The sequence below is a fragment of the Streptomyces sp. NPDC088116 genome, from assembly GCF_044741745.1.
GTDB lineage: Bacteria > Actinomycetota > Actinomycetes > Streptomycetales > Streptomycetaceae > Streptomyces.
In genome coordinates this window covers 165,158-180,053 of sequence record NZ_JBIUTF010000004.1, presented here as the reverse complement: position 1 = coordinate 180,053, position 14,896 = coordinate 165,158, and the positions used below count along the sequence as shown (strand labels likewise).

Genomic DNA, 14,896 nt, shown 5'->3' with positions numbered 1-14,896 from the left:
TCGCCTGCGACTGAAGCCACCGCGCCTCCGAGAGCCCGGCCACCGGCCGGGCTCTCGTTGTGTGTCGACCATGTCGCGACTCGGATGTCTCCGGTATCCCCGGAGGGATACCGCCTACAGGCGGAAGCCGCCGGTTGCGTCGATGAGCTGGCCCGTGATCCACCGGGCGTCGTGGGAGGCGAGAAGTCCGACTACGTCGGCGACGTCGGCGGGTTCGCCGATGCGGCCGAGGGCGTTCTGTGCGGCGATCGTGGCGATGAGTTCGGAGTTGCCGCGCAACCAGGACGCGTTCATGTCGGTGTCGATGGTGGCGGGGACGACGGTGTTGACAGTGATGCCGCGGGGGCCGAGGTGCTGGGCGAGGGGCAGTGTGAGGGCGTCGATGGCTCCCTTTGTCATGGTGTAGCCGATGAGATCGGGGAAGGCGACGCGGGACGTGCCTGAGGAGATGTTCACGATGCGTCCGCCGTCGGCCAGGCGCGGCAGAGCGGCCTTGATGATCAGGAACGGTGCGGTGGCGTTGATCTGCTGCTGGAGGATGAAGTCCTCGGCGCTGAACTCCTCGATGGAACCGTGCAGGGCGATCGCGGCGTTGTTCACCAGCACCCGTACGGGCGCGTCGCGCAGCGAGCCCGCGGCCGCGTGGTAGGCCGTCCAGAACGCGGTGCCGGTGTCGGGTGCGGCCAGGTCGGCGGCGAAGGAGAACGCCGTGCCGCCGGCCGCGGTGATCTTCTCGACGACATCGGCCGCGGCGGCCGAGTCCTGGCGGTAGTGAACCGCGACGGTGTACCCGTCGGCGCCGAGACGGCTGGCGATGGCCGCCCCGATGCCACGGCTGGCGCCGGTGACAACGGCGATGCCATCGGACTCACGGGCGTCGAGCGCTTCGGTGTCGCGCAGGTCGGTGTCAGACATGATGCCCTTCTCTCGCCCCGGATCGGGCGGTGCTGGGTGCTGATGACGTGCGACGCCCTCCCGCGCTCTCGTCGCGGCGGCTGTCATGGGAGCGAACCTCGACCCCGCGACTTATATTCCGGGCGGTACGTAAGTTGTCGCGTCGGCGATGCCGGTCATGCCGCCCGCGGGCGGCGGCCCGGCAGGGGGGAGCGCTCGGACCGGGCTGTGGCCGTCCTGAGACATTTTCCGCGAGGGCATGCGGGCAGGAATGGCGCTGACCATGGTTCTGACGGCCAACACCCGCAGGGCCATTGAGCAAGGCAAGGAGCTTTTATGATGCGTACCAACCGGAAGACTGCCGTCACCCTCGCCGCCGCTGTGCTGGCCGGCGCCGCTGGTGCGGGAGTCGCGCAGGCTTCGCCGGCAACGGGCGGGAGCGTTGCCCCCTCCGCCTGCCGTCCGGCCAACCACACCGCGAAGATCACCGAGGCACCCAACAGCGCGGGGCACCGTCACTACCGCGTCACCCTGACCGCGCCGCGCGGGTACGAGCCGTGTGAGCTGGCCGGTTCACCGACCGACGTGCGGTTCACGAACAACGGCTCGGACAGCGGGGTCACCGCCGGCCGCTACGGCGGCCAGGAGACCGTGGTGACCTTCGGGCCGGGCAAGCCGGTGCACTTCGACATCCAGGTTCCGAACAGTGGGCGCGGTACCCGCGCGAACGAGGCATCGTTCACGCTCCAGGCTCCGGGCGGGCAGATCCCCGGCACGTCTTTCGCCGAGGGCACGCTCAACGTGGCCACCGGCACCCTCATCGGTCCTGTCCAGAGCGGCGCCTGACCTCCTTTCACACCCTGGTGGGGGGGGGGGGGGGGGGGGGGGGGGGGGGGGGGGGGGGGGGCGCCGCCCCCCCCGGGGGGGGGGGGGGGGGGCGGGGGGGGGGGGCGGGCCCCCCCCCCCCCCCCCCCCCCCCCGCCACCAGGTTTTTAGCGTGGTGCCAACGATCGGAGAGGAGGGCCCGGCCTCCAACTGGCGAGGGAATCAGGGGGAGGTCCTTCTACTCCGAGCCGTCCACCTCGGCTGTGACGCGGCCGGCCAGTCGTTCGTATCGCTGCCTGGCGGCCTGCGGAGTGCCGAGCCCGAGTCCGAAAGCGATCTCCTGCCAGGTCATTTCGCGGCCCCGGGCCATCTGGAGGAGTCCGGCTTCCAGTTCGTCCATCTCCCCGCGAACCAGTGGGACAAGGCTCAACGCAGCGGTGATATCGGCGTGGTCCACCTCCGGTTCGCCGTCCTCGGGCTGTGCCGCTCCGCTGAGCAGGAACGACACCAGCCTGACTGCCTCGTGCGGCCCGATGGTCGAAGGATGGACCTGTCGTCGGCGTTGTTTTTCGGTGGTCGCGTGTCGCTCGGCGATGCGGAAAAGGGACGCATGGACGCGGTGTGCTCGCGCCTGTTCCGGCTGCGGAGGTGTGAAGGGATCGGTGTGCTGATCAGGAGTCGACGGCATGATACGAGGATGAGATGCGCATGACTTGATGTCAACTGAGCGTTGTGAACAACTTGTTCACTTGCTGTCGCTTCACGCGCTCGGTGCTCCCTTGCTGAACCGGCCGGCGGAGTCCTCGTCGTGACGGTTGGATATGCGGTGACATCCTCTCCGAGCGCTGGAGGCGCGGTGGCTGGTCCTGGCCATGAGGTGGGTGGCGATGCTCGTCGGCGTCGGCCTTTCTTGACCTTCGGGTTGGCTGAAGCTCAATGATGGCGAGGTGCCACATTCCGCGCTGAGAAAGACGACGAGGAACACTCCATGACCACCGCCCCCGACCCGACCATGGAAGCCATCGGTCAAGCCGTCACCGAAGGCCGAGCCGGTGACGGCGCTTCCGCCCGCCGGAAACTGCTGAGCCTGTGGCACGCGACCGGTGTCACCGGCGACCCGCTGCACCGCTGCTCTCTCGCTCACTACCTGGCGGACCTCCACGAAGATCCCGCCCAGGCCCTCGCCTGGGACGTCCGCGCACTGGACGCTGCCGACGCCGTCACCGATCAGCGCGTCCAGGAGCACCATGCCGGCCTCCACATCGCCGGCTTCTACCCCTCCCTGCACCTCAACCTTGCCGACAACTACCGCCGGCTCGGCTCCTTCGAAGCCGCGACCGAGCACATCGACGCGGCCACAGCGCATGCCCCCAGCCTTCCTCGGGATCCCTACGGTGACCTTCTTCGTGGCGCCATCCAAGAGGCCGCCGAGGCCATCGCCCGGCGGGACCGCACGCGGCGAGCCTCCGCACCCGGTTCCGCCGCGTGACGCGTATGACCGACAAGGAGTACACGGGCGCCGACGGTTCCGGACCGCCCTCGGTGCCGCACGGGGGAGTGGTACTGCTGTTCCTACCCTCGTGACTGGCGGCCGGCGTATCGCCAGAGGATGATCGAACAAGCGAACCACGGCCGGGTCCGCGACGCGGCAGACAGGCACACCCCGAACCGGAGGCGGCCATGACCGACACACCGGACTTGAACGCACGCATCATCGACGAGTTCCGCGCCAACCAGGGGCAGGTCGGTGGTGGCTTCAGCGGGGCGCCCCTCCTCCTGCTGCACACCGTCGGCGCGCGCTCCGGCAGATCCCGCGTCAACCCGATGATGTACCTGGCCGACCAGGGCCGCTTCCTCGTCTTCGCCTCCAAGGCCGGTTCCGACCGTAACCCGGACTGGTACCACAACCTGCTCGCGCATCCCGAGGTACGCATCGAGGTGGGCGAGGCGATCCTCGATGTACGCGCGGTCGAACTGCGGGGCGCGGAGCGCGACGCGGCGTTCGCAGAGCAGGCCCGCCGCTATCCCGGCTTCGCCGACTATCAGAGCAGGACCGAGCGGGTCATCCCGGTGATCGCGCTCAATCCCCTCGGCGAAGGCGCCGAGTCCTCCGATGACACTGAACGGACACCGTCATGACCATGGCCTACCTCGCACAGGCCGAGCAGCAGCAGAGGCTCGAATGGCTCGACGGCGGTGAGTTCGCCGTACTTCTGGACAGCGCGGCCACCGGCGGGCAGTTGACCGTCGGACGGTTCTCCGTCGGCAAGAGCGAGGCGCCGCCGTATCACAAGCACACCCGTGAGGACGAGGTCTTCATGCTCATCAAGGGCAGTGCGCTGCTGTGGTGCGACGACCAGGAGATGGAACTGTCGGAGGGAGGCATCGTCTTCCTCCCCCGCAACGTCCCCCATGGCTACCGGATCACCTCCGACACCGCCGACCTGCTGATGATCTGTACCCCCGGCGGCATCGAGGGCATGTTCCGCCACGCCGGACGCGACCTGTCCACCCCGCGCCCCGAAGGTTTCGAGATCGCACAGGACCTGTTGGCCGAAGCCGCCGACATGTACGGTCAGATCGTCGTCGGGCCACCGCGCTGACCGTCGGCAACTCCGCGATGACCGCCGCTCCGCCGTACGGTGCGCCGCTCACCGCCCCGCCGTACGGCAATCACCAGAACCACGAAGGGCACACCGCATGTCCCGGCAACAGCGCCGCATCCTCGACGACCTGCTGCGGAACGGACCGCTCGACGTCGGAGGCGATGTCGCCGAACAGCGAGCCGTCTTCCACGACATGATGACGTCCATACCGTTGCCGCCCGATGTCTCCACCACGGCAGGGGAGTTGGGCGGCGTACCCGTCGTCACCGTGGAGACGCCGGAGCCCGACCCGGCGACCGTACTGCTGTACCTGCACGGCGGCGCCTACGCCATCGGCTCCGCGGCCGGCGCCGCGGGCCTGGCCGCGGACGTCGCCCGGCACACCGGTGCGCGTGCCGTGTGTGTGGACTACCGGCTGGCACCCGAGAACCCGTTCCCCGCGGCCGTCGACGACGCGCTCGCCGTCTACCGCGCTCTGCTCGACGACGGTGTTCCCAGCTCCGCCATCGCCTTCGTCGGGGAGTCGGCGGGCGGCGGTCTCGCCGTCGCGACGCTGGTCGCCGCCAAGGACGCGGGCCTGCCGCAGCCCTCGTCGGCCGCGGTCTTCTCCCCGTGGGCCGACCTGAGCCTCTCCGGCGACAGCATGGTCGGCAAGGCCGCCGTCGATCCCTCGCTGACCCCGGAAGGCCTGCGTACACGCGCCCGTGACTATCTGCGGGACACCGATCCCGCCACCCCGCACGCCAGCCCCGTCTTCGCGGATCTGACCGGCCTGGCGCCGCTGCTCATCCAGGTCGGCTCGCACGAGATCCTGCTGGACGACGCCGTACGGCTGGCAGCACGCGCGGCCGCGCACGATGTCCACGTCGAGCTTCAGGTCTGGCCCCAGGTACCGCACGTCTTCCAGGCGTTCGCCGCGATGCTCGACGAGGCCGACGCCGCGCTGCGCGCCGCCGCCGGCTTCACCCGCGCGCACTGGACGGCCACCGACGACACGTCCGACCAGGCGCCGCCGACGAGTCACGCGTCCGAACAGGCTCTGCCGGCCAAGTAAAGAGTCCGTTGTGCGGCGGTGGAAACACCGTGCGGTCCATGCCATCTGGACGACGATGATCCGCATGGCGACGATGAACCACTTCGGCATCGCTCTGCGGGGCTGGCGCGAGCGCGTGGCACCGCAGGACAACGGGCTGCCGTCGGACCGCGACCGGCGCATTCCCGGACTGCGCCGAGAGGAACTGGCAGGACTGGCCGGGCTGTCGGTCGACTACGTGGTACGGCTGGAACAGGGCCGCGCCCGGCACCCCTCGGCCCAGGTGGTCGCCGCTCTGGCCAGAGCGCTGCGACTCGATCCCTCCGAGCGTGACCATCTGTTCCGCTGCGCCCGTCTGGCACCGCCCGCCACCGGGAACGTGTCGCGGCAGGTGCCCGCGAGGGTGCACCGACTGGTGAGCCGCTCGGGAGACAACCCCACCGCCGTCTTCGCCGCCGACTGGACCATCATCGGCTGGAACGAGATGTGGTCCGCCGTGGTCGGTGATCCCCGTGCGTACGGCTGGGACGAGCACAACCTCGTCGCCGGGATGTTCCGGACGAGCGGCGGACGAGCGCGGGAACCGGTCGCGGCATGGCCTGTTCGGTCCTGGGCGGGCGACGAAGCGGAGGAGGAGGATCTCGTCGCGGACCTGCGTGTGACAGCGGCCGCCCATCCCCACGACGTACGGCTCGACTCGTTCGTCGACCACATGCGGCGGAACAACCCCCGCTTCGCCCGCCTGTGGTCCAACGGCACCGCCCGCACCCATGTCGGTGACCGCAAGACCGTCGAGCATCCTCTGGTGGGCGACATCGTCCTCGATCTCGATGTGGTGATGGCCGCCGGGACCGACCTCAGGATCGTCACGTACACGGCCGAGGCCGAGACCACCGACGCGGAGAAGATGAACGCGCTGCGTGCCGCCTGCCATCGGCCGGGCAAGAGCCCGTCCCGTCTCATATCGGAGACCTCCAGCCGCAGTGCCGTTCAACTCCCGCCCGCCGTCGACCTGTTCTCCTATGGCGCGGTTGAATGAATATGTAGATCGGTCTATTTTGGTGTCATGGGACAGAAGGGCGCCGAGACCAGGGACCGACTGCTGGACGCGACACAGGAGTTGGTGGAGACCGGGGGATACTTCGGCACCGGGCTCAACCGGGTGATCGCGGTCAGCGGCGCACCCCGTGGCTCGCTCTACTTTCATTTCCCCGGCGGCAAGGACCAGTTGGTCGGCGAGTCCGTACAACGGGCCGGACAGGCGATCGGCGACTCCCTGGGCGGTCTGGCCGAAGCCGGCCTGTCCGTGACGGAGTTCGTCCAGGCCGTACTGCGGCACCTGGGCGACCGACTGGAGGAGTCGGGCTGGCGCAAGGGATGCCCGGTGGCCACCGTGGCCCTGGAGACGGCCGCCACCAGCGACCCACTTCAGGAGGCGTGCTCGGAGGTCTACACGGCGTGGGAGGAGGCCCTGCGCGCACAACTGGCGGGCCGTCCGGACGCTGACGATCTCGCCGTCACGATCCTGGCCCTGGTGGAAGGCGCGCTCCTGCTGGCACGGGCGCACCGCAGCAGGGACCCGCTGGACCGTGTCGCCCGTCAGATCGGCACCCTGTTGAGCTGACACGGCCCGCCGCGACCGGCGGGCCCCCTTTATGGCCAAGAAATATGTAGACCGATCTATTGAGGAGTTTCATGGACGCGATCGTCTTCGGAGCGACCGGTTTCATCGGCCGTTCCCTCGTCGCCGAGTTGCTCACCCGTGGGCAGCGCGTGGCGGCAGCCGTCCGCGACGACACGCTCACCCCCTGGCTGACCGCCCAGGGCATCGACACCGGCGGGCTGGAAATCGTCACGGCCGACATCACGCGACCGCTGTCGGGGCTGCCCGAGGTGCGCGACGTCTACAACACCGCCGGTCGCTACGCCTTCGGCCTCGGCGTGCGGGAAGCGCGGGCGACCAATGTCACCGGGGCGCTCAACGTACTGGAATGGGCCGCCGAACTGCCAGCGCTGCGGCGGCTGGTGCACATCAGCGGCTACCGGGTGAGCGCGGCCGACGGCCACCCCGACTACGCCAGGCTGGGAGCGTACGAAGCCTCCAAGGCCGAGGCCGATCGCGCGGTGCGCGCCCGAGCTGACGAATTGAAGGTGCCGCTGACCATCGCCAACCCCAGCACCGTGATCGGGCCGGGCCAGTACATCGGCCTGGCGGCACTCGTCAAGGACCTGTGGAACGGGCGGCTCTCCGCGCTGCCCGGCGGCCACGACACCTTCCTGCCGATCACCACGATCGACTACTTCGTACGGTTCCTGGCGGAGGCCCCCGCGTCGCCCGCCGGTGAGCACTACTGGGTGCTCGACGACACCACCCCACTCCTGCCCGAGCTGATCGGTACGATCGCCGACCACATGGGCGTACGGGCACCTCGCCGGACCGTCTCGGCCGATCTGCTGCGGCGCCTGCCGCGCACGTTGACCGGCGCCGATCCTGAGACGCTGTCGTTCCTGTCGACCGACCGCTATCCGACAGCCTCCGCCGTCGCCTTCGCCGCGAGCGCCGGCCTGGAGATGCCTCCGGCCGCCGACGCCCTGCGCACCTGGGCCGACGACCTGGTGGCCGACCGCTTCGGTTCCGCGTCTCCCCGGCTGAGCCCGTACGGCTTCCGCGCCGTGGCGGGCAGCCGTACCTGGGTGACCGGGGAGCGGCACCGCCCCGCCCATGTCCTGTTGCACGGGCTGCCGATGAACGCCGACCTCTGGGCGCCCCTCGCCGCCCACCTCCCCGATCCGGTGCTGGCCCCCGACCTGCCGGGCATGGGTCGCTCGGCCGCCACGAACAGGCCGGTGGACGAGTGGCTGGCCGACCTGATGAGCCCGGTACGGACCCGTCCCACGCTGGTCGCACACTCCTGGGCGTGCGGGCCCGCACTGCGCTTCGTCGCCGATCATCCGGACCGCGTCAGCGGGCTCGTCCTCATCTCCCCGGCATTCGTGCAGGGCCGCCCCTCGCGGCTCGCCCGCTCGGGCCTGGCCGTACCGATGATGCGCCGCATGTCCGCCGCGGGCCTGGCCCGGACACTCGGCGTCCCCGAGGGGCCGGAGGTGGGGAGCGCCACAGCGGACCTGCGCCGTGGCGGAGTCGCGCGCCGGGTGGTCACGGCCATGCGCACGGATGTCGCCGAGCGAGAGCAGGCGCGGGCGCTGCTGGGCCGGGTGAGCGTCCCGGTCCAGATCGTCGTGGGCGCGGCCGACCCGCTGGTCGCGGCCGTCGGCCACCCGGTGGCCGAGATCGCCGGGGCCGGGCACTACCCCCAGCTGACCCATCCCGCCGAGGTCGCGCGCCATCTCGGCACTGTCTCCGCCTCGATCGGCGGGTAACACCGGGGGCGGTGACCCGGCCGCCGCGGTCTGCCCGGACACCGGCAGCCGGGACAACCGGCAGCCGGGACAACCGGCAGTGGGACCGGCAACCTTTCGGCCGTCGACGGCAACAGACAGGTGAACGGACACCGTGAGAGACAGCGGAGCAAGCCGTAGGAGCTCTTCGACGAGCCGTACCTCCCGCAGCCGTACCTCCCGCAGCCGTATCTCCCACATCTGTATCTCCCGCATCTGTACCTCTCACATCCGTATCGCCCACTGCGCATCCCCGTTCGCGTCCGCAGAGGAACCCGCTCGCCCCTTCGAAGGGACACACCCCCATGTCTGCCACCATCAGCCGGCGCCGCCTGACGGCCCTGCTCGCCTCCACCGCCGCCGTCCTCGCCGTCGGCGCCCTGCCGCAGCAGCCCGCTGCCGCCGCCGAGACCACCCCCATAGGCTTCGGCGCGGGCACGACCGGCGGTGGCAGCGCTTCACCCGTCACGGTCAGCACACTCGCCGCGTTCACCTCGGCCGTCGCGAGCGACACGGCGAAGGTCGTCCGGGTCTCCGGGCTGATCCCGCTCACCGGCCAGGTCGACATCGGGTCCAACACCACGGTGCTGGGTGTGGGTTCGGCGTCCGGCTTCACCGGTGGCGGACTGCGGATCAAGGAATCGGCCAATGTGATCGTCCGTAATCTCAACATCAGCAAGCCCATCGCCCCCGCCGACGGCATCACCGTCCAGAAGTCCACGAAGGTGTGGATCGACCACAACTCCTTCTCGGCAGACCGCACCCACGACAAGGACTACTACGACGGACTGCTGGACATCACGCACGCGTCCGACTCCGTCACGGTGTCCTGGAACACCTTCAAGGACCACTTCAAGGGCTCGCTCGTCGGCCACAGCGACAACAACCCCACGGAGGACACCGGGCACTTGCGCGTCACGTACCACCACAACCAGTTCAGCAACGTCTACTCGCGCATCCCCAGTCTGCGCTTCGGCACCGGCCACTTCTACGACAACTACGTCCAGGGCGCCGACACCGCCTGCCACTCCCGGATGGGCGCGCAGATGCTGGTCGAGAACAACGTGTTCCGCGACACCAAGATCGCCGTGACCACCAACCGCAGCAGTGACGTGGACGGTTACGCGGTGCTGCGCGGAAACGATCTCGGAGGCGCCGCGACCGAGATCTCCCAGACAGGCAGCTTCACCACACCGCCGTACAGCTACACGGCCGAGCCCGCGTCGAGTGTCGTCGCCTCGGTGACGTCGGGGGCGGGGGCCGGCAAGATCTGAGCCGCGGAACGGCGTACGTGGAGTCGTACGCGTCCGGCGGGGCGGGGGCCCTACCGCCCTCGCCCTCCTACCGGCGCGGAACCCACTGGTGAGACAGGTCAACCGGTGCGGCGCGGGGGTCAACTGCCCTTCGAACAAGCCATATGCGACGGGTGTCACCCGCGGTGTTGACGTGTCCCTTTACGTGACGGACTATCAGCGCATCCGCGCGACGGGGTGGGCACCGTGATGTCGAAGGAGCGGTTCATGGGCGGAAGCGGAACGGCCAGGAGCGACAGCGTGACGCGTCCTCGTACGCCCACGATCAGGATCCGGCCGTCGGCCGGAGGAGAGACCAGCGGCCTCGGCCATTCGACCGGCTCCTGATCGGGCCGCCGTGCCGGGCCGCTATCTCACCCTCGACGAACTGACCTCCTGCGCGACGGCGTTGGCCGTGGCGCACCCCGACCGGGCCGTCCTGCGGCGTATCGGATCCTCGAAGGCGGGAGAGCCGATCCGGCTGCTGTCCGTCGGGCGCGGGAGCCGGCATGTGCTTGTGGTCGCCGGGCCGCATGCCAATGAACCCGTGGGTGGCGTCACCGTGTTGAGGCTGGCGCGATATGTGGCGCGGTGCATGGCACGGGGCGGCCGGGCGGGCCGACCGGGCCGGTCGGCGGACAACGACAGGTACGTAGACACGGGTACGCCCGCATCCACTCGGGCGAACAACCACGCGAACAACCACGCGGACGGACGCGTGAACGGGCACACGGACATTCGTGTGAACGGGCAGAGGGCCAACTACCCGGCCAGGGATACGGTCAGGGAAACGACCGGCGATACGGCCGGGGATTCGACCAGGGACGTGAACCGGTTCGCCGACACGACCTGGCACTTCGTCCTCTGCCTCGACCCCGACGGTGCCCGGCGCAACGAGCGCTGGATCAACGGCCCGATGACCTTCGCCCACCACTACCGGCATTTCTTCCGCCCCGGTTTCGCCCGGCAGCCCGAGTGGCTGCCCACGGAACCCGGAGCGCGACCGATGCCCGAGACCCGCGCCCTGCTCGACCTCCAGGACGAGTTGCGTCCGTACCTTCAGTGTTCACTGCACGGTGTGGACGTGGGCGGCAGCTTCGTCCAGCTGACCAGGGGCCTGCCCGGCCTCGCCGACCGGCTCGCCCGGTCGGCGGCGGATAACCGGATCCCGGTGGAACGGGGACCGTACGACGCCTTCTTCTGGCCGAGTCCCGGGCCCGGGGTCTACGACATGCCACGGGCTCAGGAGGCCGACCAGTTTCTCTCGCTTCCGGCGGCCACGGCCGCCTCCACGTGGTTCCATCCGCGCGCGTACGGCACCGTCACCGCCGTCATCGAGGCGCCGATGTGGGGTGTGGAGGAGGTGGGGGACACCTCGCCCCACCCTGATCCGCACGGCGCGCTGGAGACCATCAGCCGTACGCTCCGTCAGGACGCGCGGCTGCTCGACGGGCTGCTGGAGCGCGTGCGACCGGGCCTGCCCGGCATCGCGGCGTCGCTGCTCGCCCCGGTCGAGGAGTACCTCGCCGTCTGCCCCGGGCTCGCGGACGAGTGGGCTCCGGAAGGGCCGCTCGGCGAGGCCGGCGGCCTGGAGGCCGGATACCTGCCGCTGAACCGGGCGCGGATCATGGCGCTCCGGATCGCCGCGCAGCGGCTCGTCGTCCGTACCGCCGGGCTGATGGACCAGATGCTCGACGCCGGGAGCGGACCGTCCGCGGCAGGGCGTGCGGCCGGAGCCGTGAACGCGGACGCGCACGACGTACGCGTCACACTGGACCGCTTCCTCACCCGGCGCTGCGAGATGTTCGAGGCCGGTTGCCGCGCCCGCTGGATCCCGGTCCACGACCAGGTGGAGCACCAGTTCAGGGTCGTGCTGGCCGCCGCCGAGCTGGCCACGCGGTTCGGCGAACCGAGTTCCGTCCAGGTGTGATCCGCCCCGTGCACCCCGAGCACGCTCGCCGACCCGGGGGCACTGTTCGACCGGGCGCGGTCGAACGGCCGAATTAGTGTCGATTCAGGTCCGCGCGGGTCGCTCCACGGCTACGCTCGACCGCGTGACCCGAGCGCGGCTCACCTGCCGCGATGTTCGAGGATGTTCGAGAAAGGGGAGGGATGCCGGTGTACCGGCCGGAGCACGAGGTCGCCCTCCCACTGCTGGAGCGCGAACCCGAACTCGCCACGGCGGCACACGCGGTGGAAGCGCTGGGCCGAGCGACTCCCTCCGGTGGGATCCTCGTCTACCGGGGCGCCGCCGGAGTCGGCAAGACGGCGTTGCTGTCCGAGGTGCGCCGGCTCGCGACGGGACGTTGCGCGGTGTGGTCCGCACGGGGCGGCGAGACCGTCACCTCCGTCCCCTTCCATGTCGTACGGCACCTGTTCCAGCCGGCCCTGGTGGGCGGGCCGGACGGCGAGACCACGGACGCGCGCGAGTTGCTCGGCGACCAGTACGAGATCGTCGGCCCCGCGCTCGGTATAGCGCCGCCCGGTGAGCAGCACGCCGACCCGCAGGGCGTCAAGGACGGCCTGGACGCCCTGGTCGTACGGCTCGCCGAGGTTCATGGCCCACTCGTCCTCATCGTGGACGACGCACAGTGGGCCGATCTGGAAACCCTCTCCTGGCTGGCGTCCTTCGCCCAGCGCCCGCCCGGCGCGCAGCCCGTCCTCGTCGTCATCGCCTACCGCACCGAGGAGGCCGTCGGCGAGACCGTGCGGCACCTTCATACGCTCGGGACGGCGGCCAAACTCCTCGTCAGCCTGCGCGAGTTGACCCCCGATGCCACGGCCGACCTCGCGCGTGCCGCGCTCGGTGAGCACGCGGACGGCCCGTTCTGCCGCGAAGTGTGGGCGGTGACCGGCGGCAACGCGTACGAGACCGTCGAACTGCTCGCGAAGGTGCGGGACAGTGGAATCGCACCTGTTGAGGAGTCCGCCGGTGAACTGCGCGCCCTCGGGGCGTCGGCGCGCGGCAAGGGCCTGATCGACAGGCTGGAGGAACTGGGCACGGCCACCACGCGGTTCGCCTGGGCCGCCGCGATTCTCGGCACGGACATCTCGCTCGATCTGGCCATCCAGTTGGCCGGCATGAGTTACGAGGAGGCCGCCGAATGCGCCGAACGGCTACGGGCCGCGCGCATCCTCGTGGGAGTGGACCCGATGGAGTTCGTCCATCCGCTCATCGCCGGCGCCGTCTACCGCGCGATCCCCGCGGGTGTCCGCACCGCGATGCACGGCCTCGCCGCCTGGGCGGTCACCCGCAGCGGCCGGGGAGCGGCGGCAGCGGCGCCGCATCTCCTCGAAGTACACCCGGACGGCGACGCCGAACTGGTCGAGCAGCTGCGCGAAGCTGCCGCCGAGCATCTCGCCGTGGGCGCCCCGGACGCAGCCCGTCGCTGCCTCGAACGCGCCCTGGAAGAACCGCCGTTGGAGACCATCCGGGCCAAAGTCCTGTACGAACTGGGCTGTGCCACCCTGCTCACCTCACCGGTCACCACGGTCGGCCATCTCCGCGCGGCGCTCGACACGGGGCGGCTCGACGAAGCGTCGCGGGTGGACGTGGTGTTCCGGCTGTCGCAGGCCCTGACACACAACGGCCAGGTCGGGGACGCCGCCCATGTGGTGGCCGCCGAGGCCACCCGTACGGACGACTGCCCCGCCAGGATGCGGCTCCAGGCCGCGCACTTCCTGTGGGAAGGCGTGCAGGCCGTCGAGGACGACGGACCCGAGCGCTCCGCCCGTCTCACCGCGATGGCGGACGGCCTCACCGGTCGCGACAGCACCGAACGGGTCCTGCTGATGCTGCGCGCCTTCGACGCCACGGCCCGCGGCGAGAGCGCCGAGGAGATCGTACAGATCGGTGAACGCGCCCTGCTGGACGGTGGATTGCCACCGGGAGTCGGCTGGACCGACACCGCGTGGGGCTTCGAACCCGCGGCGCTGCTCGGGCTGTCCTACGCCTTCGCCGACCGGCTGGACCGCGCGGAAAGCCTGTTCTCGGAGGCCCTGCGGGCCTTCGAGATCTCCGGCTGGAGCGGCGGCCATCTTGCCTTCGCCCACGCCCTCGTCGGCTACGTCCACCGCAGGCGCGGCCGCCTCATGGACGCCGAGATGTATCTGCGCGAGAGTCTGCGCCTGGCCGACCGGGTCGGCAACGGACTCCCGATGCACTGGGACGCGGCCTGCATGCTCATCGACACACTGCTCGCGCGCGGCCATGTGGACGAGGCACGGAAGGCGGCCGAGCGCTACGCCTTCACCACGCCGTACTCCTCCTCGATCGTGATCCCCGACGCGCCGTCCGTACACGGCCGACTGCTGCTCGCCCTCGGCCACAAGAAGGAAGCCATCGGCGAACTGGACGCGGTGGGAAAGGCGTTGACGGCCCGCGGACGGCACAGCGTTGTCATGGCGCCCTGGGCGTGCGACCTCGCGCGGGCGCTCGCCGACAAGGATCCGGCCCGCGCCGCCCAGCTCGCCTCGTACGCCCGCGACCGTGCCGAACGCTTCGGTACGCACACCGCGATAGGCGTCGCGCTGTGCTGCGCAGCGTCCCTGAAGGAAGGCCCGGCGCGGATCGAGCTGCTGGCCCAGGCGGTGGCTCATCTCGAAGCGTCGCCGTGCGCGTACGAACTGGCCGTGGCCCGTGTCGAGTACGGCATCGCGGCAGGGTTCCCCGCCGAACTGGCCAGCGGGCTCGAACTGGCCGAGCACTGTGGCGCCGACGGACTGGCCGCGCGGGCCCGCGCGGCGCTGGAGTCCCGCCACGCGCCGCGCTGACCGGGCCGTCCGGCACCTCCCGCGCCGTCGGCCACCGGGCTGACCCCGGGCGGTGACCCTGCGTGCCCGCGGGG

The 14,896-nt window shown here is 70.5% G+C and carries 13 protein-coding genes; 11 read left to right on the top strand and 2 right to left on the bottom strand.

Going from position 1 to position 14,896, the window contains the following annotated elements; translation table 11 throughout:
* Positions 1 to 114: 114 nt before the first annotated feature.
* Positions 115 to 915, bottom strand: a complete 801-nt coding sequence (locus tag ACIOJD_RS17770) for an SDR family NAD(P)-dependent oxidoreductase (RefSeq protein WP_401914262.1) — start codon at positions 913 to 915, stop codon at positions 115 to 117.
* A gap of 318 nt (positions 916 to 1,233) precedes the next feature.
* Between ACIOJD_RS17770 and ACIOJD_RS17765 the strand changes: the two genes are divergently transcribed.
* Positions 1,234 to 1,740 carry a DUF4232 domain-containing protein gene (locus ACIOJD_RS17765; protein ID WP_401914259.1) on the top strand — a complete coding sequence of 169 codons (507 nt, stop codon included), beginning with the start codon at positions 1,234 to 1,236 and terminating at the stop codon, positions 1,738 to 1,740.
* 217 nt (positions 1,741 to 1,957) lie between these two features.
* Here ACIOJD_RS17765 and ACIOJD_RS17760 read toward each other — a convergent pair whose 3' ends face one another.
* Positions 1,958 to 2,407 carry a DNA-binding protein gene (locus tag ACIOJD_RS17760; protein ID WP_401914257.1) on the bottom strand — a complete coding sequence of 150 codons (450 nt, stop codon included), beginning with the start codon at positions 2,405 to 2,407 and terminating at the stop codon, positions 1,958 to 1,960.
* A gap of 300 nt (positions 2,408 to 2,707) precedes the next feature.
* On the opposite strand from ACIOJD_RS17760, the gene ACIOJD_RS17755 reads away from it, so the two are divergent.
* From ACIOJD_RS17755 to ACIOJD_RS17710, 10 genes are all read left to right on the top strand, one after another.
* Entirely contained in the window at positions 2,708 to 3,208 is a 501-nt protein-coding gene (locus tag ACIOJD_RS17755) for a hypothetical protein (protein WP_401914254.1), read from the top strand.
* Between the two features lie 191 nt (positions 3,209 to 3,399).
* Positions 3,400 to 3,858 carry a nitroreductase family deazaflavin-dependent oxidoreductase gene (locus ACIOJD_RS17750; protein ID WP_401914251.1) on the top strand — a complete coding sequence of 153 codons (459 nt, stop codon included), beginning with the start codon at positions 3,400 to 3,402 and terminating at the stop codon, positions 3,856 to 3,858.
* Positions 3,859 to 3,860: 2 nt separating this feature from the next.
* A complete protein-coding gene (locus ACIOJD_RS17745; RefSeq protein ID WP_401914249.1) occupies positions 3,861 to 4,322 on the top strand; it encodes a cupin domain-containing protein in 462 nt (153 codons plus the stop codon).
* Between the two features lie 97 nt (positions 4,323 to 4,419).
* Positions 4,420 to 5,379: an alpha/beta hydrolase gene (locus ACIOJD_RS17740; protein ID WP_401914246.1), complete on the top strand. Its 960-nt coding sequence runs from the start codon at positions 4,420 to 4,422 to the stop codon at positions 5,377 to 5,379.
* Between the two features lie 64 nt (positions 5,380 to 5,443).
* Positions 5,444 to 6,397, top strand: a complete 954-nt coding sequence (locus tag ACIOJD_RS17735; protein WP_401914243.1) for a helix-turn-helix transcriptional regulator — start codon at positions 5,444 to 5,446, stop codon at positions 6,395 to 6,397.
* A gap of 27 nt (positions 6,398 to 6,424) precedes the next feature.
* Positions 6,425 to 6,982, top strand: coding sequence for a TetR/AcrR family transcriptional regulator (locus tag ACIOJD_RS17730; protein WP_401914240.1), 558 nt, complete (start codon positions 6,425 to 6,427; stop codon positions 6,980 to 6,982).
* A gap of 71 nt (positions 6,983 to 7,053) precedes the next feature.
* Positions 7,054 to 8,739 carry an alpha/beta fold hydrolase gene (locus ACIOJD_RS17725; protein ID WP_401914237.1) on the top strand — a complete coding sequence of 562 codons (1,686 nt, stop codon included), beginning with the start codon at positions 7,054 to 7,056 and terminating at the stop codon, positions 8,737 to 8,739.
* A gap of 323 nt (positions 8,740 to 9,062) precedes the next feature.
* The gene (locus tag ACIOJD_RS17720) at positions 9,063 to 10,031 is read left to right on the top strand and encodes a polysaccharide lyase family 1 protein (protein ID WP_401914235.1); all 969 of its coding nucleotides are present in this window, start codon (positions 9,063 to 9,065) and stop codon (positions 10,029 to 10,031) included.
* Positions 10,032 to 10,407: 376 nt separating this feature from the next.
* Positions 10,408 to 11,979, top strand: coding sequence for a M14 family zinc carboxypeptidase (locus tag ACIOJD_RS17715; protein ID WP_401914233.1), 1,572 nt, complete (start codon positions 10,408 to 10,410; stop codon positions 11,977 to 11,979).
* 182 nt (positions 11,980 to 12,161) lie between these two features.
* The gene (locus tag ACIOJD_RS17710) at positions 12,162 to 14,822 is read left to right on the top strand and encodes an ATP-binding protein (RefSeq protein ID WP_401914230.1); all 2,661 of its coding nucleotides are present in this window, start codon (positions 12,162 to 12,164) and stop codon (positions 14,820 to 14,822) included.
* Positions 14,823 to 14,896 lie beyond the last annotated feature (74 nt).

Bases quoted from the DNA above. Each gene is read 5' to 3' on its own strand.
- ACIOJD_RS17735 (WP_401914243.1), top strand. From the start codon at position 5,444: ATGGCGACGATGAACCACTTCGGCATCGCTCTGCGGGGCTGGCGCGAG.
- ACIOJD_RS17730 (WP_401914240.1), top strand. From the start codon at position 6,425: ATGGGACAGAAGGGCGCCGAGACCAGGGACCGACTGCTGGACGCGACA.
- ACIOJD_RS17710 (WP_401914230.1), top strand. From the start codon at position 12,162: ATGCCGGTGTACCGGCCGGAGCACGAGGTCGCCCTCCCACTGCTGGAG.
- ACIOJD_RS17760 (WP_401914257.1), bottom strand. From the start codon at position 2,407: ATGCCGTCGACTCCTGATCAGCACACCGATCCCTTCACACCTCCGCAG.
- ACIOJD_RS17765 (WP_401914259.1), top strand. From the start codon at position 1,234: ATGCGTACCAACCGGAAGACTGCCGTCACCCTCGCCGCCGCTGTGCTG.
- ACIOJD_RS17770 (WP_401914262.1), bottom strand. From the start codon at position 915: ATGTCTGACACCGACCTGCGCGACACCGAAGCGCTCGACGCCCGTGAG.
- ACIOJD_RS17720 (WP_401914235.1), top strand. From the start codon at position 9,063: ATGTCTGCCACCATCAGCCGGCGCCGCCTGACGGCCCTGCTCGCCTCC.
- ACIOJD_RS17725 (WP_401914237.1), top strand. From the start codon at position 7,054: ATGGACGCGATCGTCTTCGGAGCGACCGGTTTCATCGGCCGTTCCCTC.
- ACIOJD_RS17755 (WP_401914254.1), top strand. From the start codon at position 2,708: ATGACCACCGCCCCCGACCCGACCATGGAAGCCATCGGTCAAGCCGTC.
- ACIOJD_RS17750 (WP_401914251.1), top strand. From the start codon at position 3,400: ATGACCGACACACCGGACTTGAACGCACGCATCATCGACGAGTTCCGC.
- ACIOJD_RS17745 (WP_401914249.1), top strand. From the start codon at position 3,861: ATGGCCTACCTCGCACAGGCCGAGCAGCAGCAGAGGCTCGAATGGCTC.
- ACIOJD_RS17740 (WP_401914246.1), top strand. From the start codon at position 4,420: ATGTCCCGGCAACAGCGCCGCATCCTCGACGACCTGCTGCGGAACGGA.